General features: G+C 59.0%; 27 protein-coding genes and 1 riboswitch. Of the genes, 11 read left to right on the top strand and 16 right to left on the bottom strand.

Going from position 1 to position 26,007, the window contains the following annotated elements; genetic code table 11:
- The first annotated feature begins 115 nt into the window (after positions 1–115).
- Positions 116–1,522, top strand: coding sequence for a putative porin (locus ACWXTG_RS12050; RefSeq protein ID WP_480220041.1), 1,407 nt, complete (start codon positions 116–118; stop codon positions 1,520–1,522).
- A gap of 147 nt (positions 1,523–1,669) precedes the next feature.
- Here ACWXTG_RS12050 and azu read toward each other — a convergent pair whose 3' ends face one another.
- The 6 genes from azu to purM form a co-directional block, all read right to left on the bottom strand.
- On the bottom strand, positions 1,670–2,119 hold the full coding sequence (gene azu, locus ACWXTG_RS12045; protein ID WP_480220040.1) for an azurin: 450 nt from the start codon (positions 2,117–2,119) through the stop codon (positions 1,670–1,672).
- Between the two features lie 261 nt (positions 2,120–2,380).
- On the bottom strand, positions 2,381–3,640 hold the full coding sequence (locus tag ACWXTG_RS12040) for a dicarboxylate/amino acid:cation symporter (RefSeq protein ID WP_480220039.1): 1,260 nt from the start codon (positions 3,638–3,640) through the stop codon (positions 2,381–2,383).
- A 9-nt stretch (positions 3,641–3,649) separates the two neighbouring features.
- Positions 3,650–4,900, bottom strand: a complete 1,251-nt coding sequence (locus tag ACWXTG_RS12035) for an RsmB/NOP family class I SAM-dependent RNA methyltransferase (protein WP_309564128.1) — start codon at positions 4,898–4,900, stop codon at positions 3,650–3,652.
- A 4-nt stretch (positions 4,901–4,904) separates the two neighbouring features.
- A complete protein-coding gene (locus ACWXTG_RS12030) occupies positions 4,905–6,020 on the bottom strand; it encodes a DUF3108 domain-containing protein (protein WP_480220038.1) in 1,116 nt (371 codons plus the stop codon).
- Complete coding sequence (locus ACWXTG_RS12025) at positions 6,010–6,705, bottom strand: DUF3108 domain-containing protein (protein ID WP_480220037.1); 696 nt, start codon at positions 6,703–6,705, stop codon at positions 6,010–6,012. The genes ACWXTG_RS12030 and ACWXTG_RS12025 overlap by 11 nt, the downstream gene beginning before the upstream one ends.
- 119 nt (positions 6,706–6,824) lie before the next feature.
- Positions 6,825–7,865, bottom strand: a complete 1,041-nt coding sequence (gene purM / locus ACWXTG_RS12020) for a phosphoribosylformylglycinamidine cyclo-ligase (protein ID WP_480220036.1) — start codon at positions 7,863–7,865, stop codon at positions 6,825–6,827.
- Between the two features lie 146 nt (positions 7,866–8,011).
- On the opposite strand from purM, the gene ACWXTG_RS12015 reads away from it, so the two are divergent.
- The 3 genes from ACWXTG_RS12015 to ACWXTG_RS12005 are packed head-to-tail and all read left to right on the top strand — an operon-like array spanning position 8,012 to position 10,754.
- The gene (locus ACWXTG_RS12015) at positions 8,012–8,635 is read left to right on the top strand and encodes an HdaA/DnaA family protein (RefSeq protein ID WP_480220035.1); all 624 of its coding nucleotides are present in this window, start codon (positions 8,012–8,014) and stop codon (positions 8,633–8,635) included.
- A gap of 10 nt (positions 8,636–8,645) precedes the next feature.
- Entirely contained in the window at positions 8,646–9,623 is a 978-nt protein-coding gene (locus tag ACWXTG_RS12010) for a zinc ribbon domain-containing protein (protein ID WP_480220034.1), read from the top strand.
- Positions 9,624–9,680: 57 nt separating this feature from the next.
- Positions 9,681–10,754 carry an NAD(P)-dependent alcohol dehydrogenase gene (locus ACWXTG_RS12005; protein ID WP_480220033.1) on the top strand — a complete coding sequence of 358 codons (1,074 nt, stop codon included), beginning with the start codon at positions 9,681–9,683 and terminating at the stop codon, positions 10,752–10,754.
- A gap of 23 nt (positions 10,755–10,777) precedes the next feature.
- Here ACWXTG_RS12005 and soxZ read toward each other — a convergent pair whose 3' ends face one another.
- From soxZ to ACWXTG_RS11990, 3 genes are read right to left on the bottom strand one after another with little or no spacing between them, the layout of a single operon-like run.
- On the bottom strand, positions 10,778–11,098 hold the full coding sequence (gene soxZ / locus ACWXTG_RS12000) for a thiosulfate oxidation carrier complex protein SoxZ (RefSeq protein WP_480220032.1): 321 nt from the start codon (positions 11,096–11,098) through the stop codon (positions 10,778–10,780).
- Positions 11,082–11,546 carry a thiosulfate oxidation carrier protein SoxY gene (locus ACWXTG_RS11995; protein WP_480220031.1) on the bottom strand — a complete coding sequence of 155 codons (465 nt, stop codon included), beginning with the start codon at positions 11,544–11,546 and terminating at the stop codon, positions 11,082–11,084. The genes soxZ and ACWXTG_RS11995 overlap by 17 nt, the downstream gene beginning before the upstream one ends.
- Positions 11,546–12,973: a M48 family metallopeptidase gene (locus ACWXTG_RS11990; protein ID WP_480220030.1), complete on the bottom strand. Its 1,428-nt coding sequence runs from the start codon at positions 12,971–12,973 to the stop codon at positions 11,546–11,548. Before ACWXTG_RS11990 ends, ACWXTG_RS11995 begins: the two co-directional genes overlap by 1 nt.
- 77 nt (positions 12,974–13,050) lie before the next feature.
- Between ACWXTG_RS11990 and moaC the strand changes: the two genes are divergently transcribed.
- Positions 13,051–13,545, top strand: a complete 495-nt coding sequence (gene moaC / locus ACWXTG_RS11985; RefSeq protein ID WP_480220029.1) for a cyclic pyranopterin monophosphate synthase MoaC — start codon at positions 13,051–13,053, stop codon at positions 13,543–13,545.
- Here moaC and xerC read toward each other — a convergent pair.
- The 4 genes from xerC to ACWXTG_RS11965 all read right to left on the bottom strand — a co-directional run bounded on the left by xerC (position 13,542) and on the right by ACWXTG_RS11965 (position 17,038).
- A complete protein-coding gene (xerC, locus tag ACWXTG_RS11980; RefSeq protein ID WP_480221239.1) occupies positions 13,542–14,420 on the bottom strand; it encodes a tyrosine recombinase XerC in 879 nt (292 codons plus the stop codon). The genes moaC and xerC overlap by 4 nt on opposite strands.
- A gap of 19 nt (positions 14,421–14,439) precedes the next feature.
- Positions 14,440–15,129 (bottom strand): DUF484 family protein, encoded by a 690-nt coding sequence (locus ACWXTG_RS11975; protein WP_480220028.1) that lies wholly within the window; start codon positions 15,127–15,129, stop codon positions 14,440–14,442.
- 138 nt (positions 15,130–15,267) lie between these two features.
- Positions 15,268–16,098, bottom strand: coding sequence for a diaminopimelate epimerase (dapF, locus tag ACWXTG_RS11970; protein WP_480220027.1), 831 nt, complete (start codon positions 16,096–16,098; stop codon positions 15,268–15,270).
- A gap of 91 nt (positions 16,099–16,189) precedes the next feature.
- On the bottom strand, positions 16,190–17,038 hold the full coding sequence (locus ACWXTG_RS11965) for a lysophospholipid acyltransferase family protein (protein WP_480220026.1): 849 nt from the start codon (positions 17,036–17,038) through the stop codon (positions 16,190–16,192).
- Between the two features lie 71 nt (positions 17,039–17,109).
- Between ACWXTG_RS11965 and metK the strand changes: the two genes are divergently transcribed.
- The 4 genes from metK to metF all read left to right on the top strand — a co-directional run bounded on the left by metK (position 17,110) and on the right by metF (position 21,584).
- Positions 17,110–18,273 carry a methionine adenosyltransferase gene (metK, locus tag ACWXTG_RS11960; protein ID WP_407997622.1) on the top strand — a complete coding sequence of 388 codons (1,164 nt, stop codon included), beginning with the start codon at positions 17,110–17,112 and terminating at the stop codon, positions 18,271–18,273.
- A gap of 282 nt (positions 18,274–18,555) precedes the next feature.
- A riboswitch (S-adenosyl-L-homocysteine riboswitch) is annotated at positions 18,556–18,635 on the top strand.
- A gap of 113 nt (positions 18,636–18,748) precedes the next feature.
- Positions 18,749–20,158: an adenosylhomocysteinase gene (gene ahcY / locus ACWXTG_RS11955; protein ID WP_480220025.1), complete on the top strand. Its 1,410-nt coding sequence runs from the start codon at positions 18,749–18,751 to the stop codon at positions 20,156–20,158.
- Positions 20,159–20,245: 87 nt separating this feature from the next.
- Complete coding sequence (locus ACWXTG_RS11950) at positions 20,246–20,593, top strand: phage holin family protein (RefSeq protein ID WP_480220024.1); 348 nt, start codon at positions 20,246–20,248, stop codon at positions 20,591–20,593.
- A 148-nt stretch (positions 20,594–20,741) separates the two neighbouring features.
- Complete coding sequence (metF, locus tag ACWXTG_RS11945) at positions 20,742–21,584, top strand: methylenetetrahydrofolate reductase [NAD(P)H] (RefSeq protein ID WP_480220023.1); 843 nt, start codon at positions 20,742–20,744, stop codon at positions 21,582–21,584.
- A 51-nt stretch (positions 21,585–21,635) separates the two neighbouring features.
- On the opposite strand, the gene ACWXTG_RS11940 is transcribed toward metF, so the two are convergent.
- The 3 genes from ACWXTG_RS11940 to ACWXTG_RS11930 form a co-directional block, all read right to left on the bottom strand.
- Positions 21,636–22,088 carry a Smg family protein gene (locus ACWXTG_RS11940; protein ID WP_309564110.1) on the bottom strand — a complete coding sequence of 151 codons (453 nt, stop codon included), beginning with the start codon at positions 22,086–22,088 and terminating at the stop codon, positions 21,636–21,638.
- Positions 22,089–22,189: 101 nt separating this feature from the next.
- Positions 22,190–23,233 (bottom strand): DNA-processing protein DprA, encoded by a 1,044-nt coding sequence (dprA, locus tag ACWXTG_RS11935; RefSeq protein WP_480220022.1) that lies wholly within the window; start codon positions 23,231–23,233, stop codon positions 22,190–22,192.
- Positions 23,234–23,280: 47 nt separating this feature from the next.
- On the bottom strand, positions 23,281–24,339 hold the full coding sequence (locus ACWXTG_RS11930; protein WP_480220021.1) for a LysM peptidoglycan-binding domain-containing protein: 1,059 nt from the start codon (positions 24,337–24,339) through the stop codon (positions 23,281–23,283).
- A gap of 94 nt (positions 24,340–24,433) precedes the next feature.
- Here ACWXTG_RS11930 and def point away from each other — a divergent pair, with 94 nt between their 5' ends.
- Entirely contained in the window at positions 24,434–24,937 is a 504-nt protein-coding gene (def, locus tag ACWXTG_RS11925) for a peptide deformylase (protein ID WP_480220020.1), read from the top strand.
- A 10-nt stretch (positions 24,938–24,947) separates the two neighbouring features.
- Positions 24,948–25,874 carry a methionyl-tRNA formyltransferase gene (fmt, locus tag ACWXTG_RS11920; RefSeq protein ID WP_480220019.1) on the top strand — a complete coding sequence of 309 codons (927 nt, stop codon included), beginning with the start codon at positions 24,948–24,950 and terminating at the stop codon, positions 25,872–25,874.
- The last annotated feature ends 133 nt before the right edge of the window (positions 25,875–26,007 follow it).

The following is a 26,007-nucleotide window of genomic DNA, read 5'->3' as shown; positions in this document are numbered from 1 at the left end:
TAAAAATAACTCTTTTCTAGTCTTTTCCCCGCCTTGTGACACCGAATTGTCATATTCGGTACCAATAATGCCGCCTCATTGCTCCGCCATATCAACCACAAGCAAAGAGGAAAGCATGAAACTATTTCGTATGTTGCCCATCGCGGCAATGATGACCACCAGCCTGACTGCCATGGCAGACTCCACGATCGACCTCGTCAACGCGCTGGTCGCCAAAGGCGTGTTGACCGAAGAAGAAGGCAAGCTACTGAGCAAAGGCCGCGAAGGTGAAAAAGCCAGCGAGGACAAGGCAATGGAAAAAGCCGGCAAGCCGGGAGGAAAGATCACGATTTCCGATGCCGTCGATAATGCCGCTTTCTACGGCGATATCCGCGCCCGCTATGAATTCCGCGATGGTGAGGACACTGCCCACAATACTGAGGATCGTGAACGGGGCCGCTATAAACTGGTGCTGGGCCTTAAAACCAGCGCGGGCGATTTTTATTCCGATATCGCATTGTCCATGGGCGCCAATGGCCGCTCCGACAACTCCACTTTCGGTAACGGCTCCAACGGGTCAAATACCAAAGAAGCGGCTTACATCAAGCGCGCCCTGTTGGGGTGGAAAGTTACGGACTGGCTGAAAGTTGAAGCCGGCCGCGTTGCCAATCCGCTGTATACCACTTCCATGGTATGGGATGGCGACCTGACCTTCGAAGGATTGGTTGAAAAAATCGAATACCAATGGGGCAATGTAAGCCTGTTTGGTAATTTCGCCCAATCCCAGTATCTGGGTGACCGCCAGGACTTCAATACCAGCACGAGCGACAGGGACACGAACGACATCCTGGCCTTTCAAGGCGGCGCCAAGTTTGATATCACCGACACGGTTTCAGCCAAGGCAGCCGTCACTTTCAGCAAGTTCACGAACGATCATGCCGCGGGCGCCTCGACATTCCTGCCTGGTTTGGGGTCGAATGCCGGCAAGGGTGCCAGCTTAGGCAGCGGCCTGAACGCAACCAATGATATCCGCACCATCGAAATCCCGGCAGAATTCGTCTTCAAAATGGCTGACGGCATGAGGTTGGCCGCCTTCGGCGATTATGTGTGCAACCTGGACGGCGAGGACCGGTTCCAGGCGGCAATCGCAGCGGCTTCTGCAGTTTCCGCAAGCTACGGCTCAGCCATTCGCACGGCCGGCAACGACGACAAGGCCTGGCTGCTTGGCCTCGGACTGTCCAGACAAGTCGGCAAGCAATCGAAAGAAGGCGACTGGTCCGCCAGGCTCTGGTATCAGGACGTCGGTATCTATGCGTTGGATCCGAATACCGTGGATTCCGATTTCATGGACTCCCGCGTCAACATGAAAGGCATCGTCCTCAAGGGCGAATACCTGTTGCGCGACAATGTCGTCCTGAACCTGTCTGCCGGCCATGCCACCCGCAAGAACGACAAGCTGGCATCTGTCACCCCGGCAGGCGACATAGCGCTCAACGTGGACCATTTCAATTTGTACCAGATGGACATTACCTATAAATTCTAATTCCAGATTGCGATCACAGACCGAAGCAGTCCACCGGTTGCTTTTCACGTCCGCTGACGTCCGCCCGCTTTCAGCAACAAAAAAAGGCAGCTTTTCAGCTGCCTTTTTTATTAGCCGATAATCTGCCGATTATTGCCGGATAGAGAGTTACTTAACAGTAACAGTACCGCGCATCATGGTGGCATGGCCAGGGAAGGAGCAGAAGAATGTGTACTTTTCGCCTGCAGTCAGCTTGCTGACGTCAACCTTGACGCTGTCCTTCTCGCCGCCGCCAACCAGCTTGGTATGGGCAATCACGCGAGCATCGCCAGCCTTGACGAAGTTACCAGCTTCGCCAGCACCAACGCCATCGTTCATCACGCCCTTGAAGTCGACAGTCTTGGTGATCACCAGGTTGTGGCCCATGACGTTCTTAGGCAGGGAGCCAGTGTGCTTCAGGTTGATGGTGAAGTCTTTACAGCTCTTTTCGATATCGATGTTCTTGGTGTTGAATTGCATAGCGTCGTTAGCTTCGACATCCACCGAGCAGCCAGCTGCCAGTACGGAACCAGAGAACAGTGAAGCGAACAACAGAGCGACGATTTTGCTGGATTTCATAGTTACTTTCCTCATCTAAAATAAGCCATACGGCTTGTGTTATAGAACTTCTCTTTTGTTACTACTCAACAACCTACAGCTTTTGGCTTTTTATTATGCTCATTATGATGTTGCTGCATCAGAGCATGTTGCCTGTTTCCCATTATTTTCAATTGAGAAACATTATCAATTAAATCGGCCACTTTTTCCAGTATCAGTGACATGTTTTATATAACGTCTCAGTTCCGATTTGGATGACAGCGCGGGCAATTCTATACAAAATCATCCACCTGCAACAGGCTTATGGTCAGAAGTTGAGACAATTTCCTGCACAATCAAGCTGCCTATCATGTCGCCCTCGACATTGACGGTGGTGCGTATGGTGTCCAGCAAGCGGTCTATCGGCAGCAGGATCGCGATCGCTTCCGCCGGCAGGCCGACCGATTGCAGCACCATCACCATGGTCACCATCCCCGCGCTGGGGATGCCCGGCGCGCCAAGCGACGCCAGCATCGCCATGAAAAACACTATGAGCTGCTGGACCAGATTAAGTTCAACCCCGGCCAGGTTGGCGATGAACAAGGCGGCAGATGCCTCATACAGCGCCGTCCCGTCCATATTGATGGTGGCCCCCAACGGCACCACAAAGCCGGCGATGTCGCGCTTCACCCCCAGCTGCTGCTCGGTGCAGCGTATCGTCACCGGCATGGTGGCGGAGCTTGAGCTGGTGGCAAATGCCGTCACCAGGGCGTCCCGCGCGCCTTTCCAGAAGGTCCATGGCGTCACCCGCGTCACCAGATATAGGATGCCGGGCAGGATGATCACGCCGTGCACCAGGGTAATGCCGACGACCAGCAGCATGAACTCGCCCATGCTCGCGAACAGGCTGGCATCCTGCGTTGCCACCAACTTGGTGAGCAACGCCATGATGCCAATGGGCGCCAGGCGCATCACCCAGCCGACCACCATCATCACGAGGTCGAAGGCTTCCTGCATGATATTGAGGAAATTACGGTAGCGCTCGCCGCCGATCACGATGGCGATGCCGACGATCAAGGCAAAAATCACCACCGCGAGCACATTGCTCTGGGCCAGCGCCGCAAACGGGTTCTGGAACAGGCCGAGCAGGAATTTGCTGAAAAACTCTCCTACCGTCAGCTTTTCACTGTGGAAATTCTGCATGGTATCGGCAAACATGCCGAGGTGCATGCCAGCGCCAGGCTTGAAGATATTGGTCGCCACCAACCCCAGCAGCACGGCAATCGCCATGGATATGCTGAAGAACACGAGGGTGGAAATCCACACGCGGTGCATCTGCTGATGCGCCTGCAGGCTGGCGACGCCCACGACAATCGAGGTGAACAGCAAGGGCACCAGCACCATCTTGAGCAGCCCGATGAAAACGCCGCCGGCCATGGTGCTGACATACAACCCGGCTTCCTGTGCCGTCGAGCCCGGGTCCAGGCTGCCCAGCAATAATCCCAACCCTACGCCCAATACTGCGCCTAGCAATATCTGCGTGTTGAGGCTGGGTAACTTCATGCTGGCTCCTTAAGCAGTGAATTCGAACACCGCAGCAAAGAAACCGTCGGTCTCATGTTGGTGCGGCAGCAATTTCAGATAGGCCCCAGTATCCAGTTCAACCTGTTGCTGCGCAAGGATTTCTGCCGCATTGACCAATGTGAACTGCGGATGCGCGGCCAGGAACGCTTCCGCTACCTGCTCGTTTTCTTCCGCCAGCAGGCTGCAGGTGGCATAAATCAGCCTGCCTCCCGCCTTCACGAGCTTGGCCGCTCTGGCCAGGATCGCCGTTTGCTTCGCGGTCAGTTCCGTGACGTCGTCGGGGGTCTGCTTCCATTTGAGGTCGGGGTTGCGGCGCAAGGTGCCCAGCCCGCTGCAAGGCGCATCCACCAGCACGCGGTTGAACTTGCCGTTGAGGCGCTTGAGCTTGGGATCGCTCTCGCTGCTGATAAGCTGGCTGTGCAGGTTGGACAGGCCCGAGCGCTTGAGGCGCTGGCCAAGGTTGTGCAAGCGCTTTTCCGATACGTCGAAAGCGTACAGCCTGCCGGTATTGCGCATCAATGCGCCCAACGCCAGGGACTTGCCGCCGGCGCCGGCGCAGAAGTCCGCGATCATCTCGCCGCGGCGCGGCGCCACCAGCAAAGCCAGGAGCTGGCTGCCTTCGTCCTGCACCTCGATCTTGCCGTCGGTGAAGAACGGGTGGCGGTTGATGGACATACGCTGCGGCAGGCGGATGCCGGTCGGGGAAAATGGCGTAGGTTCCGCACCGGCCTTTTCGCTGTTGAATCGTGCCAGTACTTCATCACGATTGCTCTTGACCAGGTTGACGCGCAAATCGAGGCTGGCGGACTTGTGCATGCTGCGCGCGATCGCCAATGCCTCTTCCGCGCCATATTGCGACTCCAGCCGCTGCCACAGCCATTCGGGCAAATCGGCCTGGATCGCAGGGCTCAGGCCCTCCGTCGACTTGGCCTTGATCTCGTGCGCCCATTCCTTCTGCTGCTGGTTCAGCAGCTCGTCCAGTTCGCGCAGGCTGTTGCCCTGCACGCGCACCAGCCACGCCACCAGCAGGCGGCGCGGGTCTTCATTGCCGGCCAGATAGGCCAGAAACGACCTACGGCGCAGGACGCCGTAGACCGCCTCGGCAATCCAGGCGCGCTCCTTGTTGCCAAGCTCGCGGTGATCGCGGAAAAACTTGCCCAGCTTGGCGTCCGCCGGGCCGGGGTTGCCCAATACATCCGCCAGGGCGATGGCGGCAAGCCTCAATATGTTCTGGTTCATACACTCACTTCAATAAATCTGTCGATATCCGGGTGGCAAGCTGTTCGATCACGCTGCCATCCTCTTCCGTCTTGCGCATTTTAACCGGCAAGTAGTGATAATCCACCGCCAACCACAATTCGGTCTTTTCGCTGCCATCCTCTCCGGTCCTGGCAATATGCCAGGCACGCACCGCGCCAAACTCGGTTTCCAGGGTTTCCTCGCCCTCGAAACCGTAACTGTACTCGCTGAGCTTCTTGCCGTTGCTGATATGCAAGGTCATCTGCTCCAGCGGCGGCAGGAAAATGAACTGGTACATAAAGCTGAGTAGGTCCTGCGACCCTTCCGGCAGATCAACGGTTTTTACGCCTTTGACCGTTTCCAGGGTGACTTTGCGTTGCTCCCAATCAAACCGCGACTGCTGTTTCTTGTTGTCCCCCTTGCCGTACTGGTAAGAGAAATAGTCCGGTTGTAGGCCGTCCGCAGTGACCCGGCCCTCGCTCCGCTGCAGCAGCTTACCCGACACCACCAAGGCTGCCAGGCCCTTGGCTTCGATCGTGCTGGTCAGCTCATAGCGCCCGTCCTCGTGCATGCGGTAGCTGACCTTGGTCGCGCCGATCTTGTTGCCATTCTCGCCGCGCAACACGACGAACTCGGTATCGACATAGGTGAACGCTGGCAATTCGTGCGCCTCCGCCTCCACTGCATCGGCCATGCCGGCCTCTTCAACCGGCGGCTCCAATGCCTCAGGCCCGGCCGCATCTATCGCAGCGCCATCCTCCTGGGCGCCTTCCTCTGCCATGCCGACCGCTGGCAGCTCAGCCGGCGGCTCCTGCGACGATACCGGCTCTTCAGCGCTCGCTGCCGGTGTCACCTGCTCAGGTTGAGCCTTTTTTCTCTCACGCCTTGCCTGGGGCTTGGGTGCCGGCGGCAACTCGGCAACCGGGGCGGCTTGCAGGTGCACCTGCTGCACCCGGTCGGTTGATTCGGCGTTATCCGGCTTGGCAAAATCCAGGCTGGGAAGCTTCCAGTATTCGCTTCCCAGGATCATCAAGTGGAAAAACAGTGAAAGCAGCAATGCCAGCGCCAGCCCGGCAGGCAGGCGCTTGATGAAAGTTTTACGGAAAACGCTACTCCACATCAATGCCCGTAAGCACCTGCTCTATTTTGTTGCCTTTGTCGTCCACCATCATGAGCTTGACTGGCAGGTAATGTTGCTCGACCGCGAGCCACAACTCCTTGCCGTCTTCGTCAGATACCGCTTCGCTCAAGTGCATGACCTTGAATTTGCCCGCGCCGACCTCCAGCGATTCATCCTTGGCGTCGATATGGTAATGGTAGGTGCGCAGCTTCTTGCCTGTCGTCACGGGCAGCTTAACCTCGCTGCCGGAGGGAAGCGCGAACATGAACTGGTAGATAAAGCTGCTGATATCCTGCGCCCCTGCTTCGAGGGGCACGGTATTGAGCTTGCCCTTGACCTTCATCTTGAGCTGGTTGCCCGCCCAGTCGAAATCGGTATACAAGGAGCGCTTTTCGTTATCGCCCTGGTGCAGCTCGAAATGCTCCGGCTTCAACCCCTGCGCCGTCACTTCGCCCTCGCTGGTCAATTTGCGCTCGCCGAACAATGCATAGACGCCTATCCCCTTGGTCACGCTTTCGATACGGTAACGGCTGCCTTCCTGGCGGTAGGTTTCGCTCACCGTCGCAAATGGCTGGCCGTTGCGCGTGGCTTCATAGGTGAGCTTCACCTGCTTGGGCGCGGCCACTGCCAGGTTGCTCACGCAAAGCAGCAATAGGCTCAGGGTACGGATGCGGGATATGGACATAAGGCCTCCTGGAACATGAAGGGCGATGCATTGCACCGCCCTGGATCAGCACTTTGACCTGAAGGATCGTTCAAGTGCAGGCAAACATTCTGTTGGCAACAGAATATTGCTTTAGTTCTTTACACGACCACGGTCGGCGCTTCGCCCGGTGCCTGCGCACGAATGCGCCCGATCTCCCACACCTGCTCGCCCTCGGCGGACAACAGCGCCTGTGCGGCGGCAGCGTCCTGCGCCGATACGATCACCACCATGCCGATGCCGCAGTTGAAGGTCCGGTACATTTCCTGGTCCGTGACATTGCCTTGCTCCTGCAACCAGGAAAACAGCGGGGGAATCTCCCAGCTGCCCTGGCGCACCTCGGCGGTCAGGCCTTCAGGCAATACGCGCGGCACGTTTTCGGTAATGCCGCCGCCGGTGATATGCGCCATGCCCTTGACCTTGATTGCCTGCAGCAGCTTGAGGATAGGCTTCACATAGATGCGTGTGGGCGCCATGACCACGTCGCGGAAAGGACGGCCGTAGAAATCGCTATCCAGGTCGACGCCGGAAAGATCGAGCAGCTTGCGTACCAGCGAGTAGCCGTTGGAGTGCGCGCCGTTGGACGCTAGCCCGAGCACCACGTCCCCCTCGGCGATAGTGGAGCCGTCGATCAGAGCATCCTTGTCTGCCGCCCCGACGACGAACCCCGCAAGGTCATACTCGCCAGCCGGGTACATGCCGGGCATTTCCGCGGTTTCGCCGCCGACCAATGCACAGCCGGATTGCTCGCAACCCGCGGCAATGCCTTGCACCACTTGCGCCGCCGTATCGACATCCAGCTTGCCGCAGGCGAAATAGTCGAGGAAGAACAAGGGCTCGGCCCCCTGCACCAGGATGTCGTTGACGCTCATGGCGACCAGGTCTACCCCTACCGTATCGTGCTTGTTGAGCTGGAAAGCCAGCTTGAGCTTGGTGCCGACGCCGTCGGTGCCTGACACCAATACCGGGTTCTTGAATTTCTTCGGCACTTCGAACAGTGAGCCGAAACCGCCGATGCCGCCGAGCACCTCGGGACGCATGGTACGTTTTGCGAATGGCTTGATTCTCTCAACCAGGGCGTCCCCGGCCTCAATGTCCACACCGGCATCGCGATAGCTAATCGAGGTTTTTTCAGAATTCAAGTTGAGTTCTCGCTTTCCACAGGATAAATTTAGATAATCAACGCATAATTTTACCTGATAATAGTGCGCAAACGATAATAAAGACCTCGGCAGAAACATGATGCGGCGATGCCGCCCTGCCCACATTAGCCCGCAAGTGAACCATATTGAAACAACTACTGCTCGATATCCAGCCGCCCGCAGCGCCCAGCCTGGACAACTTCGTGACTGGCCGCAATGCCGAAGCCCTGTTCCAGCTCAGGCGCACGGTGCTTGAAAACGATGATGCACATTTCATCTACCTCTGGGGGGAGACCGGCTGCGGCAAGACCCACCTGATCCAGGCCTGCAACGCGCTCGCCAGCGCCTCCGGCCTCGACATGATCTGCGTCGACGACGTGCATTTGCTCGCCGATGACGACCAGGTGGCCTTGTTCGACCTCTACAACCAGTTGCGCGAGTCCGGCGGCAGGCTGGTGGTGAGCGGGATTGCGGCGCCGGGTCAGATGGGGTTGCGCGACGACCTCGCGACCCGGCTGGCCTGGGGGCTGAGCTACCAGCTGCACCCCCTCAGCGACGAGGAAAAAACCCAGGCATTGAAGAACCACGCCGAAGCGCGCGGCATGAAGCTGCCCGACGAAGTGCTGGACTACTGCCTGCGCCACCTGCGCCGCGATATGCCCAGCCTGATCGCGACCATAGACGCCCTGGACGAGTGGTCGCTCACCGACAAGCGGGCCGTGACCCTGCCCCTGCTGAAGCAATTGCTGCAAGTCTCCACCAACCAATAGCAAGCTCCTCATGGCCATCTTCCGCTGCAGTCGCTGCAACTTTATCGAAGAGCTCGACGCCAGCCTGGTCGGACATGATGCTACCTGCCCCAAGTGCCAGCACCGCAACAAGATATGGGATACAGCCTTTTTCGTCGGCAAGCTCCTGGACAAATATTTCGCCCTGCACCAAACCTTAAAACGCTTGCAGGACGGGCAAACCGCAGAGGCTGATGCGACAGAGGCTGGCGCACAAACGCCCCGCGGCTTCTCCAACACGGAAATGTTGTCCAGCCCCAGCCAGTCGCAACCCATCCTGGCATGGTTCGAGCGCAAGAAAATCTTGGTCGACATCAACCCCAAGGCCGTGGACACCACCGGCTTCTTTGATGAGGTCGCCAACGCCATTGCCGGGGACTACGCCACCTTGCGTCCTCTGATTGCGCAGATATGCCGTGCCTACAAGGAAAACTACAACGGCACCACCATCAAGCTGGAAAACCGCAAGCCCGACGAGATCAGCCGCATCACGCGGTTTTGCAAGCAGCTGCATGACTATTCCTTCCTCAGCCGCCTGGTACAGCAGAAAAGCGAGAAAAGCCTGCGCCTGATCCTGCAGCCGTCCCCCGTCATCCGCCAATTCTTCAACGGCATCTGGCTGGAATGGTATGCCCTGATGCAGGCGCTGGAGTTTGCCGACAAGCGCGACCTGCCGTTCTCCTGCGCGCGCAACGCCAAGATCGCCCTGCCCAATGCCGATGTGCACGAGCTGGACGTATTTTTGCTGCTGGAACAGAAAACGCCGATCTGCATCGAATGTAAGACCGGGGACTACAAGCCCTATATCGAGAAATACCGCCTGCTCAAGAAGAGCCTGGGACTGCAGAAATCGCAGTTCCTGCTCTGTATCGCCGACCTGCCGGACGAGCATGCGCAAGGCCTCACCAGCATGTACGACATCACATTCACCAACCAGAAGAACCTGCTGACCCACTTGATGCGGCTATAAGACGGGCTGGAAGTTTGCTACCATCGCAATAACCCTTATTGGAAAAGGAGTATTACCATGGCGACCATGAAAGCTGCTGTTTTCGTCTCCCCCGGCAAAATAGAATTACGCGACAAGCCCGTCCCTGAAATCGGCCCGCTGGACGCCTTGATCCGCATCACCACCACGACCATCTGCGGCACGGACGTGCACATCCTCAAGGGCGAATACCCGGTTGCGGCAGGCCTGACCGTCGGCCACGAGCCTGTCGGCATCATTGAAAAGCTGGGCTCGGAAGTACACGGCTTCAAGGCGGGCCAGCGCGTCATCGCAGGCGCGATCACGCCCAGCGGCTACTCCAATGCCTGCCTGTGCGGCATCGGCGCCCAGGATGGCCCGGACACCCCGCACGGCTTCAAGGTGGCGGGCGGATGGAAATTCGGCAACACCATAGACGGCAGCCAGGCGGAATACCTGCGCGTGCCGGACGCCATGGCCAACCTGAGCCCGATTCCCGACCATCTCAGCGACGAGCAAGTACTGATGTGCCCCGACATCATGTCGACCGGCTTCTCTGGCGCGGAGCGCGGCAATATCAAGATTGGGGATACGGTGGTCGTGTTCGCGCTGGGCCCGATAGGCCTCTCCGCCGTCGCAGGCGCCAAACTGCTGGGCGCCACCAAGATCATCGGCGTGGACTCCATTCCCGAGCGCCTCAACATCGCCCGCGCGCTGGGCGCGGACCATGTCGTCAACTTCAAGACCCACGACCCGGTTCAGGAAGTCCTCAAGCTGACTGAGGGACGCGGCGTGGACGTCGCGATCGAGGCGCTGGGCGTGCAACAGACGTTTGAATCCTGCCTGCGCGTGCTGCGTCCGGGCGGCACCTTGTCCAGCCTGGGGGTCTACTCCTCCGACCTCAAGCTGCCGCTGGACGCGTTCGGTGCCGGCCTCGGTGACTTCACGATCGTGTCCACCCTCTGCCCCGGCGGCAAGGAGCGCATGCGCAGGCTGATGGATGCGGTCGGCTCCGGCCGCGCAGACTTGAGCAAGCTGGTGACCCACCACTTCAAGCTCAGCGAGATCGAGGACGCTTATGACCTGTTTGCCAACCAGCGTGACGGCGTGATGAAGGTGGCGATCACGCCCTAGCCTCGCTAGTTCTCAGGCTCGCGCTAGGCAAGCGTAATGGCATGGCGGCCGCTGTGGCCCTTGTTGTCATGCCATTCCACGCTCACGGTATCTCCCGCCTTCGCATCCGCCACGTAAAAAACCAATTGCGGGTCGCTGGCAATGCCTGTACCCCATTGCGCTTCCAGCACCTGCCGTCCGTTGTGGCTGACCTGTACCAGTTGGATGAAATGCGCGGAAACCGCCTGGCCCGATCCATCCAGCCTATGCCCGTTCTCCATGGGATGGAGCAGCGAAAGCGTGACTTCGGCCACACCATGCCTGAGCCGTGCCCGCATGCCGGTGCTGTTAGCCGCGGACGTCACTCATCGCTCCCGCATTCGCCACGGCAATATAGCGGCTGGCCTTGTAATACCTGCCATTGGCCTTGACCACCGCCTCGACGGACTGGCTCTGCGCAAGCCGGATGCGCGTGACGACATAGGGCTGCGCCCCACGGCTGAAGGTGAAATTGGCAAGCAAGGGCACCGGGCTCTTCTCGGCAAACAGTGCGATGGCTTCCGTGCCCGGCAACCGGCTCATGATTTCCACTTGTATGCTGGTGCCGTCTTCGGCCGCAGCCGGCGCCACGATCTCGATCTCATCCTGCCGGCTGCTGACCAACTGATCCGACACTTGCGAGCCGGTCTCGGAATGCCCAGCTTCCATGGCTGAACGGCCCCAGCTGGCGGCCACTGCCTGCCACGGCATCAGCATACATGCCGCCAGCCACTGCAACAGCGGACGCCGCCCGGCTTTAGTTAATGATTTCATCAATTCGGCCTCTTGTCGTCGAGCTGCAGCCGTAGCTGGTTGAGGCGCGCCTCGACAATGGATTTTTCGTAAAAGTCACCGTCCGTCGCTTTCGCCGCCAAGTCCATCTGTTCCACGGCGCCGCGCAGGTTATAGCGCCGCGCGTAAGCCTCGCCCTGCGCCTGGTGCATGAGCAGCGATTTGCCCTGCATGCTGTAGACGCGCGCCTTCAATTCATAGAAATAAGGGTCGTCGGGAAACCGGCCCTGCTTGTCGGAAATCAACTGCAGCAGTTTTTCCGATTGCCTGGAGCCCAGCAAGTGCTCGGCATAGCCATAAATCAACGCACGGTGATCGGGGTAGCTGCCCAATGCCTCAAGATATCGCTGCTCCGTCACCACAGGTGTTTGCCCTGCCACGGCGACCTTGGTTGCCACGGTCTCTATCATGGCGTTCGGGACGGCATTCTTGCGCAGCCAGGCAACTTCCTCGCGCGCGCCGGCAAGGTCGTTCTTGCGCAGCATCGCCAGCGCGATGCCGTAATGTTCCGCAGCGTCGCTGGCATAGCGCTTTTCCTGCAGATTGATGCGGAAAATATTGATGGCGCTGTCCGCAGTGCCGATGTTCGCAAGCAGCTTGGCCTTGACGAAATAGAACTCCGGGGTTTCCTGCACCGCACGGAAACTGCCTTGCTCCACGCGGTTGCGCACATCGGCAATCCGCTCCACCGTCAGCGGGTGGGTGCGCAAAAATGCCGGGGCGCTGCCTTCCGAGAACCGCGTGCCTTTTTGCAGCGTTTCAAAGAAAGACGGCATCGCGCGGGTATCGAAGCCCGCATCCGCCATGATCTGCAAGCCGACGCGATCCGCCTCGCGCTCGTGTTCGCGCGTATAGTCGATCTGCTTCTGGATCGACCCCGCAGTTGCGGCAGTCAGCGCGCCCCCCGTCAATTGCGGGTTGCTGCGCGCAGCGAGCAGCGCCAACGCCATGGTCGCCATGCTGATGACGGAATCGTTCTTTTGCTTGGCCAGCATGCGCGCAAGGTGGCGCTGCACCACGTGCCCGATCTCGTGGCCGAGCACCCCGGCGACTTCCGATTCGTTCCTGGCGGCAAGCAGCAATCCGGTATGCACGCCGATCACGCCGCCGGGCATGGCGAACGCGTTGATGCTGTTGTCCTTGACCACGAAGAAATTGAAGCGCTGGTATTTGTCCGGGCCGCTGGCCGCGAGGCGGTGGCCGAGGGCATCGATGTAGTCGTTGACTTCCGGATCTTCCAGCACCTGGCTGCTGGCATAGACGTCGCGCATGATCTCATCGGCAATGCGCTGCTCGTCGAGCGGCGACATGACGGTGGCGGAATAGTCGCCAAGCTCGGGCAAGCCGTCTGCAAGCGCGATTGGCGCGAAGCCGGCAAGTAATATGATTGGATAAAGCGCTTTCATCATTGCTATGATAGCAACCTCAAGCACCAAGTTCACTAGCGCCGGACCATGAATCCGCCGGCCACAACGCAGGAAACCGCATGAGCAAGCTCACCCATTTTGATGCCAGCGGCCAGGCCCATATGGTCGACGTTGGAGAGAAAGCCGAAACCAGGCGTGTTGCCATTGCGCATGGCAGCATCCGCATGCAGGCCGAGACCCTTTCCGCCATTACAGCAGGCGATGCCAAGAAGGGAGACGTGCTGGGCATTGCCCGCATCGCCGCGATACAGGGCTCAAAGCGCACGGCTGAATTGATCCCGCTCTGCCACCCGATCCCGCTCACCCGTGTAGGCGTGGAGTTCAGCGTTGACAGCATCGAAAATGCCGTGCATTGCCAGGTGACGGCGGAAACCGTTGGTCGCACCGGCGTGGAAATGGAAACGCTCACCGCCACCAGCATCGCCTTGCTGACGATTTACGACATGTGCAAGGCCATGGACAGGGGCATGGTCATCAGCGAAATACGCCTGCTGGAAAAACAGGGCGGCAAGTCGGGGCACTGGCAGGCTAGCAAACCAGCTAGCCTCCTTTAATCCTTTTTGCGCGCACGCGGGTGCGCCGCATCATATACCTTGGCAAGATGCTGGAAATCCAGGTGCGTATACACCTGCGTGGTGCTGATATTGGCATGCCCCAGCATTTCCTGCACCGCGCGCAGGTCGCCGCTGGACTGCAGCACATGGCTCGCAAAACTGTGGCGCAGCATGTGTGGATGCACGTTGCTGCTGATGCCGCGCTTGATTGCCCATTGCTTGATGCGGTACTGAATGGCCCGGCCGCTGATGCGTTGCCCGTTGCGGTTGAGAAAAACCGCCTGTTCGTTACTTGATATTGCAGGCTGGCGTACCGCCAGCCAATCTTGCATGGCCTGGATGGCATGGCGACCCATGGGCACGATGCGCGACTTGCTCCCCTTGCCCAGCACCTTCACCGTTCCTTCACGCAGGTTCAGGTCCTCGATATTCAATCCGGTCACTTCGGAAAGCCGCAAACCGGAGGAATAGAATAGCTCCAGGATGGCCTTGTCCCGTACCGAGAGTATGTCCTCACCTTCCATATCCACCAATTGCACTGCCTGGTCGATCGCCAATGCCTTGGGCAGGGACTTGGGGGATTTGGGCGCACGCATGTCATGGCAGGGATTGCATGTTGCGCCATGGCGCTTGACCAGAAAATCGAAGAAGCCGCGCCAGCCCGAAAGGTGGCGCGCAATCGTTTTTCCGCTCAGGCCCCGTCCGTGCAGGGCGGCGATGAAGCGGCGGATATGCGATGGCTGCAGCGCATCCAGCGCCAGCCCGGACTTGAGGTCGAACAACAGCTCCAGGTCGCGCTGGTAATGCTTTACGGTGAGCGGGCTCAAGCCCCGCTCGAATTGCAGATACTCCAGATAACGCTGCAGCTCGTCCATGCTTTGCACGGCACCGGCTTTACACAATGATATGCCGCAACAGGGCGGCACTGACCAGTTCGCCGATGCGCTTGAGGTAGAGCGTGCCCATATCGGGATAGAAGCGTTTTTCGTCATCGCTTGCCAGGGCCAGCACGCCAAACACCTGCTCAGCCTTGAGCGCCATGACGGCAAAGGAAGCCGGCCTCGCCTCTACGCCGAACCATCCCTGCAACGGCATGCCGGGCCGGCTGCCGCAGTAAGGCGTCGCCAGTCCCTGCGCCCAGCGCTGCAGCTCCTGGTCGACGCTGGCGAAAGCAGGCAGGCTGCCGTTGCCGCCGTCGCGCGGCTGCGCCCACAGCCGCAAGCTCACGTACGGCACCTGGAAATCCTCGCGCAAGCTGTGCTCCAGCAGGCTGACCAGCACCTCCAAGCGCTCCGTCGCCAGCAGGCCCAAGCTTAGCCTGTGCACCTTTTCGCCGATCGCGTCGTTTTCCTCGCCGTATTTCACCAGTTGCGCAAGCTTGGCGTCCAGCACGCGGATGCGGTCGCGCTGCGCCAATTGCTGGCGCTCGGCGAGAGAAATCGTCCCCTGGCCGTGCGGGCTCGGCAGGTAGAGCTCGGCAAGCAAGCTGGTATGGTGCTCGAAGAACTGCGGATGGGCGCGCAGGTAGCTCGTTACCTGGTATTCCGTTGCCTGATGTTCGTTGTTCTGGTCTTGTGCTTCCATGCTGACTCCTTGAATCGCCATTACTGGCGGGTAAACGCGGCCAAACCGGTTCCGACTCACGGCATTGTCCGGCATTACTCAATTGTAATGCCTGCAACAGGACGCCTGGCCAGGATTGCTTAGGCTTTGCCAGCCGCTCTAAATATCGATGCTGCCCTCGAATACGGTTTCGGCAGGGCCGGTCATCCAGACCGGCTGACGGCCTCCGTCCCAGGCGATGTTCAACTCGCCGCCCCGAGTGACGACCCTGACCGGAGACTGCAGCAAGCCGCGCCTGATCCCGCTCACCACGGCTGCACATGCCCCGGTCCCGCACGCAAGGGTCTCGCCGCTGCCGCGCTCGAATACGCGCAGGCGGATATGATGGCTGTCCACGATCTGCATGAATCCTGCGTTGACCCGCTGCGGAAAGCGTTCATGACGCTCAACCAACGGTCCCAGGCTTTCCACCGGCGCCACATCGACATCGCCGACCACGGTCACGGCGTGCGGGTTGCCCATGGAAACCGTGGAAATTTCCAAGGTCTGGCTTGCGACTTGCAGCGGGTAAGTCACCGCTTCCCGGTCGGCGATAAACGGCACTTCTTCCGGCTCGAAACGTGGTTCGCCCATGTTCACCGTGACCAGGCCGTTGTCTTCCAGCCTGGGCAGGATGATGCCGCGTGCCGTCTGCACCCGGATTTCACGCTTGCTGGTAAGGGCCTTGTCGTGCACAAAGCGCACGAAGCAACGCGCACCGTTGCCGCATTGCTCCACCTCGCCGCCATCGGCATTGAATATGCGGTAGCGGAAATCGACCCCCTCTATAGTAGGGCGCTCCACCAGCAGCAGCTGATCGAAACCCACGCCGAAATGACGGTCGGCCAGGCGGCGGATGGCGGCGGCATCCAGGCTGACCGGCTCGCTATAGCCGTCGATGACGATGAAATCGTTGCCTATGCCCTGCATCTTGGTAAAACTAAGTTTCATATCCTGCCTTGAATAACGGCGACTCACCTATTCTAGACAATCGCCGGCGTACGTGAAATCCGGTTATCTTGTCTCTGTATACTCACGCGCCTTATGCTTCGCGCGGCTTGCCGTGCGGCTTGGGCCGCTTGAACCTGCGATAGCTCCAGAGATACTGCTCGGGGCATAGCCTGACCAACTGCTCTATGCCCTGGTTGATATTGTCTGGCGTAGGCTCCAGTTCGAGCGGACGGATATGGATGACATAGCCTTTCCCCCACGGCAAGCGCTCTCCGAACGCAAGCAGCACGCGAGCACCCGCGGTTTCTGCCAGCTTGCCCACCAAAGTCATGGTATATGCCGGCGTACCGAAGAAATCCGCCCAGACGCCCTCGCCGAACTCAGGCACCTGGTCGGGCAATATGCCGATGGCCTCGCCCTTCTTCAAGGCCCTGAGCAAGCTGCGCACCCCGCTCAGGCTGGTCGGTGCCTGCTTGATCTGGCTGCGGTTGCGTCCCTCGTCGATCAGAGGGGCCAACCACTGCTGGCGCGCCGGCCGGTATAGCACGGTGATCGGGTGGCGCGCCGCATAATAGAGCGCGGTAATTTCATAACAACCCAGGTGGGGAGTGAGGAAAATGATGCCTTGCCCTTGCTCGCGCGCGGCTTCCACGTGCTCCCAGCCGCGGCACTCCCTGACCCAGGGCAACACCTTTTCCTGCGGGCGGAACCAGATGGCAAACGTCTCGACCAGGCCCTTGCCGGTTTCCAGGACGCTGCGCCTCACCAGCCTGCGATACTCCGCTGACGATGGCGCGATGCCGGCTACGTTAAGATTTTTGCGCGTGCGGCGCAGCACCTTCTGGGAAAAGAAATAGAGCCCCCATCCAGTCAGCACGCCGACCCCATTGATGATGGGCAACGGCAGCATTGCCAGAACGCGTAATAATGCTTTAAGCATGTACTTCTTTTTGAAACACCATGATTTTGCTATTCTAACAACCTTTTGCATAATTGATTTGGCAAGAGCTCATGAGCGAATACCTATTTACATCCGAATCCGTTTCCGAAGGCCATCCCGACAAGGTCGCCGATCAGATTTCGGACAGCATTCTGGATGCGATTCTCGAGCAGGACCCTACTGCGCGCGTGGCAGCGGAAACTTTGACCAATACCGGCTTGGTCGTGCTGGCAGGCGAAATCACCACGACTGCCAACGTCGATTACATCAAGATCGCACGCGACACCATCAAGCGCATCGGTTACGACAACGCGGACTACGGCATCGACCACAAGAGCTGCGCCGTGCTGGTCGCCTATGACAAGCAGTCCCCAGACATTGCCCAGGGTGTCGATAACGCCAACGACGACCCGCTGGACCAGGGCGCCGGCGACCAGGGCCTGATGTTCGGCTATGCCTGCGACGAAACCCCGCAATTGATGCCATTGCCTATCTGGCTCTCGCACCGCCTGGTGGAACGCCAGTCCCAATTGCGCAAGGACGGCCGCCTGCCCTGGCTGCGCCCTGACGCCAAGAGCCAGGTCACCATCCAGTATGTCGACGGCAAGCCGCACAAGATCGATACCGTGCTGATTTCCACCCAGCACGCGCCCGACATCGGCCTGGATCAAGTCCGCGAGAGCGTGATCGAGGAAATCATCAAGCCTACCCTGCCGCAGGAACTGATTAAGGGCGACATCAAGTTCTTGGTCAACCCGACCGGGCGCTTTGTGATCGGCGGCCCTCAAGGCGATTGCGGACTGACCGGACGCAAGATCATTGTGGATACCTACGGCGGCGCCGCACCCCACGGCGGCGGCGCATTCTCGGGCAAGGACCCATCCAAGGTTGACCGTTCTGCCGCCTATGCCGGCCGCTACGTCGCCAAGAACATCGTCGCTGCAGGCCTGGCTTCGCGCTGCCTGGTGCAGGTTTCCTATGCCATCGGCGTCGCCAAGCCCACTAGCGTCATGGTGGAGACCTACGGCACGGGCAAGGTATCGAACGAGGTACTGACCCAGCTGGTGCTGGACCACTTCGACCTGCGCCCCAAGGGCATCGTCAAAGCGCTGGACTTGCTGCGTCCCATCTACTCCAAGACTGCAGCCTACGGCCACTTCGGACGCGACGAGCCCGAGTTCAGCTGGGAGGCAGCTGACAAGGCTGCAGAACTGCGTGCGGCAGCAGGCCTCTAATCAAGAGGCTGCTCAATAGCCAATGGAAGCTGGCCCAGGAATGCTGAAAAAAGCCCCTGTCAGCCAGCTTCGCATTGGCATGTTTATCCACAAGCTCGATATATCTGGATCAACCATCCCTGCTGGCGTGGCGCCTTTCATATCACCGAACAATCGGAGATAGGCAAACTCATCAGTAGTGGCGCCCAGCCCGAGATCACCACCCTGATCTGGACAAACGACATCTGCTATTCCTGACTCTCGGCAGTGACATAAGCCCGATAAAGCCACTATAATGGCGCCTCTACCGAGGAACGTTGCAAGGATATCCATCCCCAGGCTCGGTACCGCAGCGCAAGCTGCGCAAACGGCGTTCACCAGATTGACACGTACCGGTCATGAGATGGTGAAACGCGCGAACTCCTGCCTCGCCTCTCCCACTGGTCACACATTCCATACGGACACGACAGTGTCGCGTTGTTTAACGTTTTGAAGGATGAATACTGTGGCTAATACCCAAGATTACGTTATTGCCGATATCAAGCTGGCTGAATGGGGTCGCAAGGAAATTGCGATTGCCGAGACCGAAATGCCAGGCCTGATGGCGATCCGCGAAGAATACGCGGCGACCAAGCCCTTGCGCGGCGCGCGCATCACCGGCTCCCTGCACATGACCATCCAGACCGCCGTGCTGATCGAGACCCTGCGCGACCTCGGCGCGGAAGTGCGCTGGGCTTCTTGCAACATCTACTCCACGCAGGATCACGCCGCCGCCGCCATTGCAGCACAGGATATCCCGGTGTTTGCGGTCAAGGGTGAAACCCTGGACGAATACTGGGACTATACCCACCGTATTTTCGAATGGGCAGATGGCGGCTACAGCAACATGATTCTGGACGACGGCGGCGATGCGACGTTGCTGCTGCATCTCGGCACTCGCGCAGAAGCGGATGCGACCATCCTCAACCACCCAGCCAGTGAGGAAGAAACCAGCCTGTTCAACGCCATCAAGGCCAAACTCAAGCAGGACAAGACATGGTATTCCACACGCTTGTCCAAGATTCTCGGTGTCACAGAGGAAACCACCACCGGCGTGCACCGCCTCTACCAGATGCACAAGGAAGGCAAGCTGGCCTTCCCCGCCATCAACGTCAATGACTCCGTCACCAAGTCCAAGTTCGACAACCTGTACGGCTGCCGCGAATCCCTGGTCGACGGCATCAAACGCGCAACCGACGTGATGGTGGCCGGCAAGATTGCCGTGGTCGCGGGCTATGGCGATGTAGGCAAGGGCTCCGCCCAGGCATTACGCGCCTTGTCCGCCCAGGTATGGGTAACCGAGATCGACCCGATCTGCGCCCTGCAGGCAGCCATGGAAGGCTACCGCGTCGTCACCATGGATTATGCCGCCGAACACGGCGATATTTTCGTGACCGCCACCGGCAACTACCATGTCATCACGCATGACCACATGCTCAGGATGAAAGACCAGGCGATCGTCTGCAACATCGGCCACTTCGACAACGAAATCGACGTTGCCTCGATCGAGAAATACCAGTGGGAGGAAATCAAGCCTCAGGTCGACCACGTCATCTTCCCTGACGGCAAGCGCATCATCCTGCTGGCACAGGGCCGGCTGGTCAACCTGGGTTGCGCCACCGGCCACCCCAGCTATGTGATGAGCTCCTCGTTCGCCAACCAGACGATTGCCCAGATCGAGCTGTTCACCAATACTGCCAAGTATCCGGTAGGCGTTTATACTCTGCCCAAGCATCTGGACGAAAAGGTAGCGTTACTGCAATTGAGGAAACTGAATGCCCAATTGACCACCCTGACCGATGAGCAGGCTGCCTATATCGGCGTGGCCAAGCATGGCCCGTTCAAGCCAGACCACTACCGCTACTAAGTACGACGCCCGGCTCCATGCCGGGCACTGCACGTTTTTCGCTCAACTAGCCCAGCAGCACCGGGCATACTCAAGGAGAATAGCAATATGAAACTCTTGATCGTGTGGTTGCTCAACGCCCTGGCCCTGCTTGCAGTGGCTTACCTTATTCCGTCCATCCACGTATCAGGCCTGGGCAGCGCCTTGATCGCCGCCGCAGTGATCGGCTTGGTCAATTTGCTGATCCGGCCCATCTTGGTCGTCCTGACACTGCCTGTCACCGTGCTGACGCTGGGCTTGTTCCTGCTTGTCATCAACGGCCTGCTGTTCCTTTTCGTCGGCAACATACTGAGCGGTTTCGAAGTGCAGACGTTGCTGGGCGGCATCGTGGGAGCTGTTCTCTACAGCCTTATTTCATGGGCGCTCATCTCCCTGATACTGGGCACCAAGGATTAAGAACGGCCAACCAAACTCTCCTGGCGTTGCCCTGCCTTGCCGTACTACTTGTACTGCCTGCGGCAGGGCGCCTAGCCAGGATTGCTTCGCTGAGTTTTGTTCGCCATTCCAAGTCCCACTATTAACAACGCATTCGCATGGTTTTTAAATGAAAACTGCCCCTACCATCAGTTTCGAGTTCTTCCCGCCTAAAACGGCAGAAGGCATGGCCAAGCTGCGCGCAGCACGCGACCAGCTTGCCGCCTTCAACCCCAAGTTCTTCTCCGTCACCTTCGGCGCCGGCGGCTCCACGCGCGACCGCACCCTGGAAACCGTGATCGATATCCAGCAGGCTGGATACGAAGGCGCGCCGCACCTTTCCTGCATTTCAGCCGACAAGGCGGAAATCCGCGCCTTGCTCGAGCAATACAAGCAGCAAGGCATCAAGCGCTTGGTGGCATTGCGCGGAGATATTCCCTCGGGCGAAGTCAGCGCCGGCGATTTCCGCTACGCCAGCGAACTGGTGGCCTTCATCCGAGCCGAAACCGGCGACTGGTTCCAGATCGAGGTGGCGGCCTATCCGGAATTTCACCCGGAATCCTCATCGCCCAGCGCGGACCTCAGGCATTTCAAGCAAAAAGTGGATGCAGGCGCCGATACCGCCATCACGCAATATTTCTACAATGCGGATGCCTATTTCCGCTTCGTCGACCAGTGCGAGAAATCGGGCGTCGCCATCCCGATCGTGCCGGGCATCATGCCGATCTACAACTTCACCCAGCTCGCGCGCTTTTCCAGCGTGTGCGGCGCGGAAATCCCGCGCTGGCTGAGGTTGAGGTTGCAGGACTACGGCGACGATCTCGCCTCACTGCGCGCTTTCGGCACCGAAGTGGTCGAGGACCTATGCGAACAGCTGCTTGCCGGTGGCGCGCCTGGGCTGCATTTTTATACCCTGAACCAAGCCGGCACCATCAGTTCAATTCTTGAACAGCTGGGCGCAGGGGAGAAATAAAAAGATTTGCCGGAGGCCGGACAGCCTCCGGATTGCAAGATAGATACTGCCTTAGTGCAAGGTAGGACGGTTGTCGTTGAACATGGCGTCCTCGACAAACAGGTAATCGCTTGCCTTGTCCTGGTTCCACAACGCCATCAATACGATCCAGCGCGTCTCCTCCAGGCCGATTTCGGGCTGCGACAATGCCATCGCCCGGTCGATCACCAATTCGCGCTGGGCTGGCGTCAATACCTTGGCCTGCTCGAGAAACATCATGAAGCTCAGGCTGTCGGCGCTTAGCTTCTTGGTCTCGGCTTCGCTATAGATACGGAGTCCGGCGGTGCCAAGCTGCGCCTCATCACCTTCGGACATCGACTCCAAGGCGCTGTACCAATCAAAAGCGCCATTGATGTCTTCCTGGTCAAAACCTGCTGCGAATAATTCTTTAGAAAGTGTTTCGTGGTCGGGATGGATATCTGACTCAAAGTAGTTTTCAAACATATACACCAGGACTTCGAACATACATTCCCCAATCAAAATGACCCGGGTGACCCTGTGATATATCCACTCACTTGGCAGATCTTGGGAATCGCCATGACGTTGTGTTGATATTGTTCACAGAATTAGGCGATGCGCTGGAAACGCCCTCCCGGTAGAGAGGTTACCTTACCTTCCAACTCCAGCACCAACAGCATGGCCGAAAGGCGCTCGGTCGTCAAGCCGCTTCTTGCGGCCAGCGTATCCAGGCTGGCCGGGTCGTATCCCAGCGCCTCAAGCAACGGGTCATGACCATTCTCTACGGGCGGCTCAATGACTGAGGAGACAGGGAGTAAAGATGGAGAAATTTTCATCTCGTCGAGAATATCCTGCATGCTTTCCACCAGTTTGGCGCCCTGCTTGATGAGCTGGTGGCACCCCTTGGCCTGCGGAGAATGGATGGAGCCGGGAATCGCGAACACTTCCCTCCCCTGTTCCGCCGCAAGCCGCGCCGTGATCAGCGAGCCGCTCTGCAAGCTGGCTTCCACCACCAGGCAGCCCTGGCTCAGGCCGCTGATGATGCGGTTGCGGCGCGGGAAATTCTGCGCGCGGGAAGGCGTTCCCAATGCGAACTCGGAAATGATCAGGCCTTGCTCGGCAATCTGGTGCGCCAGCGCGCGATGCCTTGCGGGATAGACGATATCCAGGCCGGTGCCCACGACTGCGACCGTAGCGCCGCCGGCCTGCAAGGCGCCTTTGTGCGCGGCGCCATCGATGCCCAAGGCCATGCCGCTGACAATGCACAAGCCCTGCCTGCTCAAGGCAGCCGCAAATTCCTCGGCGTTCTTTTCCCCTTGCGGGCTGGCGTTGCGGCTGCCCACTACCGCGATTGACGGCATATTGAGCAGCTCCGGCCTGCCTTTTGCATAAAGCAGCGGCGGCGGATTGGGAATATCGAGCAGGGATTGCGGATAACATGCGTCCGCGAGAGTCACCAGGTGGTTTCCCGGCTGCTGCAGCCAGGCAGAGATGACAGCCTGCTGCTCTGGATCGGGGCCGCTCGCGATAGTGTTCGCCACGGCGTCTGGCACAATGTCGCGCAGGCGTTGTCTGCTGGCGCTGTAGATTTGTTCGGGGGAGCCGAAGGCCGCCAGCAATTGGCACAACGCCTGGCTGCCGAGGCCAGGCACCAGGCTCAGGCTGACCCATAGCCCGGCTTCTTCATGGCTGGTGCCGCCTATGGCTTCTCCACCACATCCAGCACATTGACTGGTTCGGTGGCCTGCATGATGAGGGCGTAGGAAATCTTGTCGAAAGTGCGGAATACCATGGCCAGCCCGATACGCTCGTTGGGCAGCTTGATGTTCTCAGGCTCTTTCGACTCCTTGTTCTTCTTGTCGTATTTCGGGTTCTTGATCACCCGGCCGTTGCGGTTGATGGCGAGCACATGCCCTTGCTCCAGCCCGTCGTCGCTCCCCTTGCTGATGGCGATGATGGTGTTCCGCCCGGCTTCGGCCACCCCGCCGTAGATGGAAAGGATGCGCCCCTTGACATCGGCTTCCGGCGCCTGCGGCACGAAATTGGTTTGCAGGCTCTCAGGCGCGGCCACCAATTTGTCGTTGGCAAAAATTTCTTCCTTGGCGCTGATGATGTCGCCGCTGGCAGGCTCGCCATACTTGGTGATCCTGGCGTCGCCCAGATAGATCGCCTCGGTGCCGAGCACGGCCTTGGTTTCGGGGTCGATGTAGGTCTTGCCTGCGCGGTAGATATTCCACAGCGTGCCTTCACCTTCCGCAATCTTGTCGACATAGACGCGCGAACCGGGGCTCAGCACCACGCGATTCTCCGGCCCCGCGACTATGCTCGGCGCATCCTTGAGCCCGTCATTCTCGATAATCAGCGGCTGGCTGAGGAAAGGCGCGATGACGCTGGGCGAAATGGCCGGAATCGCCTCGGCTTCGAGCTTTTCGCTGCGGATGCCCGGCGACAGGCTGACCTCGGGATTGGCCACCGTCTCGCGCAACAGGCGCAATTCCGGCGAACCGCTGCTCACATCCAGCACCACCACATCGCCGGGATAGATCAAATGCGGGTTCTTAATCTGCTCGCGGTTCATTTTCCATACCTGCGGCCACTGCCACGGGTCCTTGAGGAAACGCCCTGAAATGCCCCACAAGGTATCGCCTTTGACGACAACATAGCGATCAGGATGATTGGCTTGCAGCTTTACCTCGTCCGCCATGACAGGCAAAATCGGGCAACAAAGCATGAGCAGCGTTATAATGTGTTTATACATAATGTATATCTTAACGGCAGGCGTAAGGATTCATTTAATATTCTGTAACTTGCACTGGATTCTGCATTCAATCTATTAATCAAGCAAGCGTTCTATGGCAATTCTAGACATCCTGACCTACCCCGATCCGCGCCTGCACAAAGTGGCAGCGCCAGTGGAAGAAGTCAATGACGACATCAGGCGATTGGTGCGCGACATGGCCGAAACCATGTACGATGCGCCTGGCATCGGCCTGGCTGCAACCCAGGTCGACGTGCACAAGCAGGTGATCGTCATGGACCTGTCCGAGGATAAGTCCGCGCTGCAGGTGTTCATCAACCCCAAGATCCTCACCAAGTGCGGCAGCCAGGATTACGAGGAGGGCTGCCTTTCCGTGCCTGGCTTCTACGAAACCGTGACCCGCGCGGCAGAAATCACGGTGGAAGCCCTGGACGAACATGGCAAACCGTTCACGCTGCAAGCGGACGGCTTGCTGGCAGTCTGCATCCAGCACGAGATAGACCACCTGCTGGGCAAGGTGTTTGTCGAATACCTGTCCGGACTCAAGCAGAACCGCATCAAGAACAAACTCAAGAAACGCCAGCGCGAGCGCGCCTGATCGACTTTCCATGAAAATCATCTATGCCGGGACTCCGGAATTCGCAGTGCCAGCACTGGCAGCCCTGATTCAGTCATCCCATGAAGTCAGCCTGGTGCTGACCCAGCCCGACCGTCCCGCAGGCCGGGGCATGAAACTGAAGCCTAGCCCGGTCAAAAGCCTCGCGCTGGAGCACGGCATTCCGGTATTCCAACCGGAAACGCTCAAGGATGAAACCGTCCAGGCCAGGATCGCGCAAGAGAACGCCGACGCCCTCGTAGTGGCAGCCTACGGGCTCATCATCCCGACCGCCGTGCTTAATATGCCGCGCCACGGCTGCTACAACATCCACGCATCGTTATTGCCGCGCTGGCGCGGCGCAGCCCCCATCCAGCGCTCCCTGCTCGCCGGGGACAAGGAAACCGGCGTCACCATCATGGAGGTCGTGCCGGCGCTGGATGCAGGCGCGATGATCTTGCGCGGTTCGCTGCCCATCACCGAGAAAGATACTGCCCAAACCCTGCATGACGGACTCGCGCGCATAGGCGCCGAACTCATGCTGCAGGCCATGGACAGGCTCGAACAGGAAGGCAAGCTGGAAGCCAAGCCTCAGGACGAATCGCTCGTCACTTATGCGGAAAAGCTGCAGAAGACGGAGGCTGCCATCGACTGGCGCAAGAGCGCAGAGGAGTTGTCACGGCAAGTGCGCGCCTTCAACCCGTTTCCCGTCGCGCAAAGCACATTGAAGGGCGAAACCTGCCGCATCTGGATGGCGCAGGCGGTGGCCGGCGCTGCGGAGCCGGGCGCCATCGTGTCGCTGGATGACGGCATCCTCGTGGGATGCGGCCAGGGCCTGCTAAGGATCGAGGAACTGCAACTGCCCGGCGGCAAGCGCCTGAAGGCAAGGGATTTCCTCGCAGGCAACCCGCTCAATCCGGGCGACAAGTTCGGCGGCTGACGCCATCAATCCTGCGCACTGCCTCATCGGCAAAAAAGCTGTCCGTCCGCTTGAATTTTTCCTAGTGACCACTATCTAAGTGGGGGAACAAGAGCGACAGATTGCGGCCGTATGCCGCACGTAATGAATTCAG

It is taken from the genome of Methylobacillus sp. DLP286, assembly GCF_056636515.1.
The sequence above is the reverse complement of the archived record's forward strand: the minus strand, read 5'-3'. Positions and strand labels throughout refer to the sequence as shown.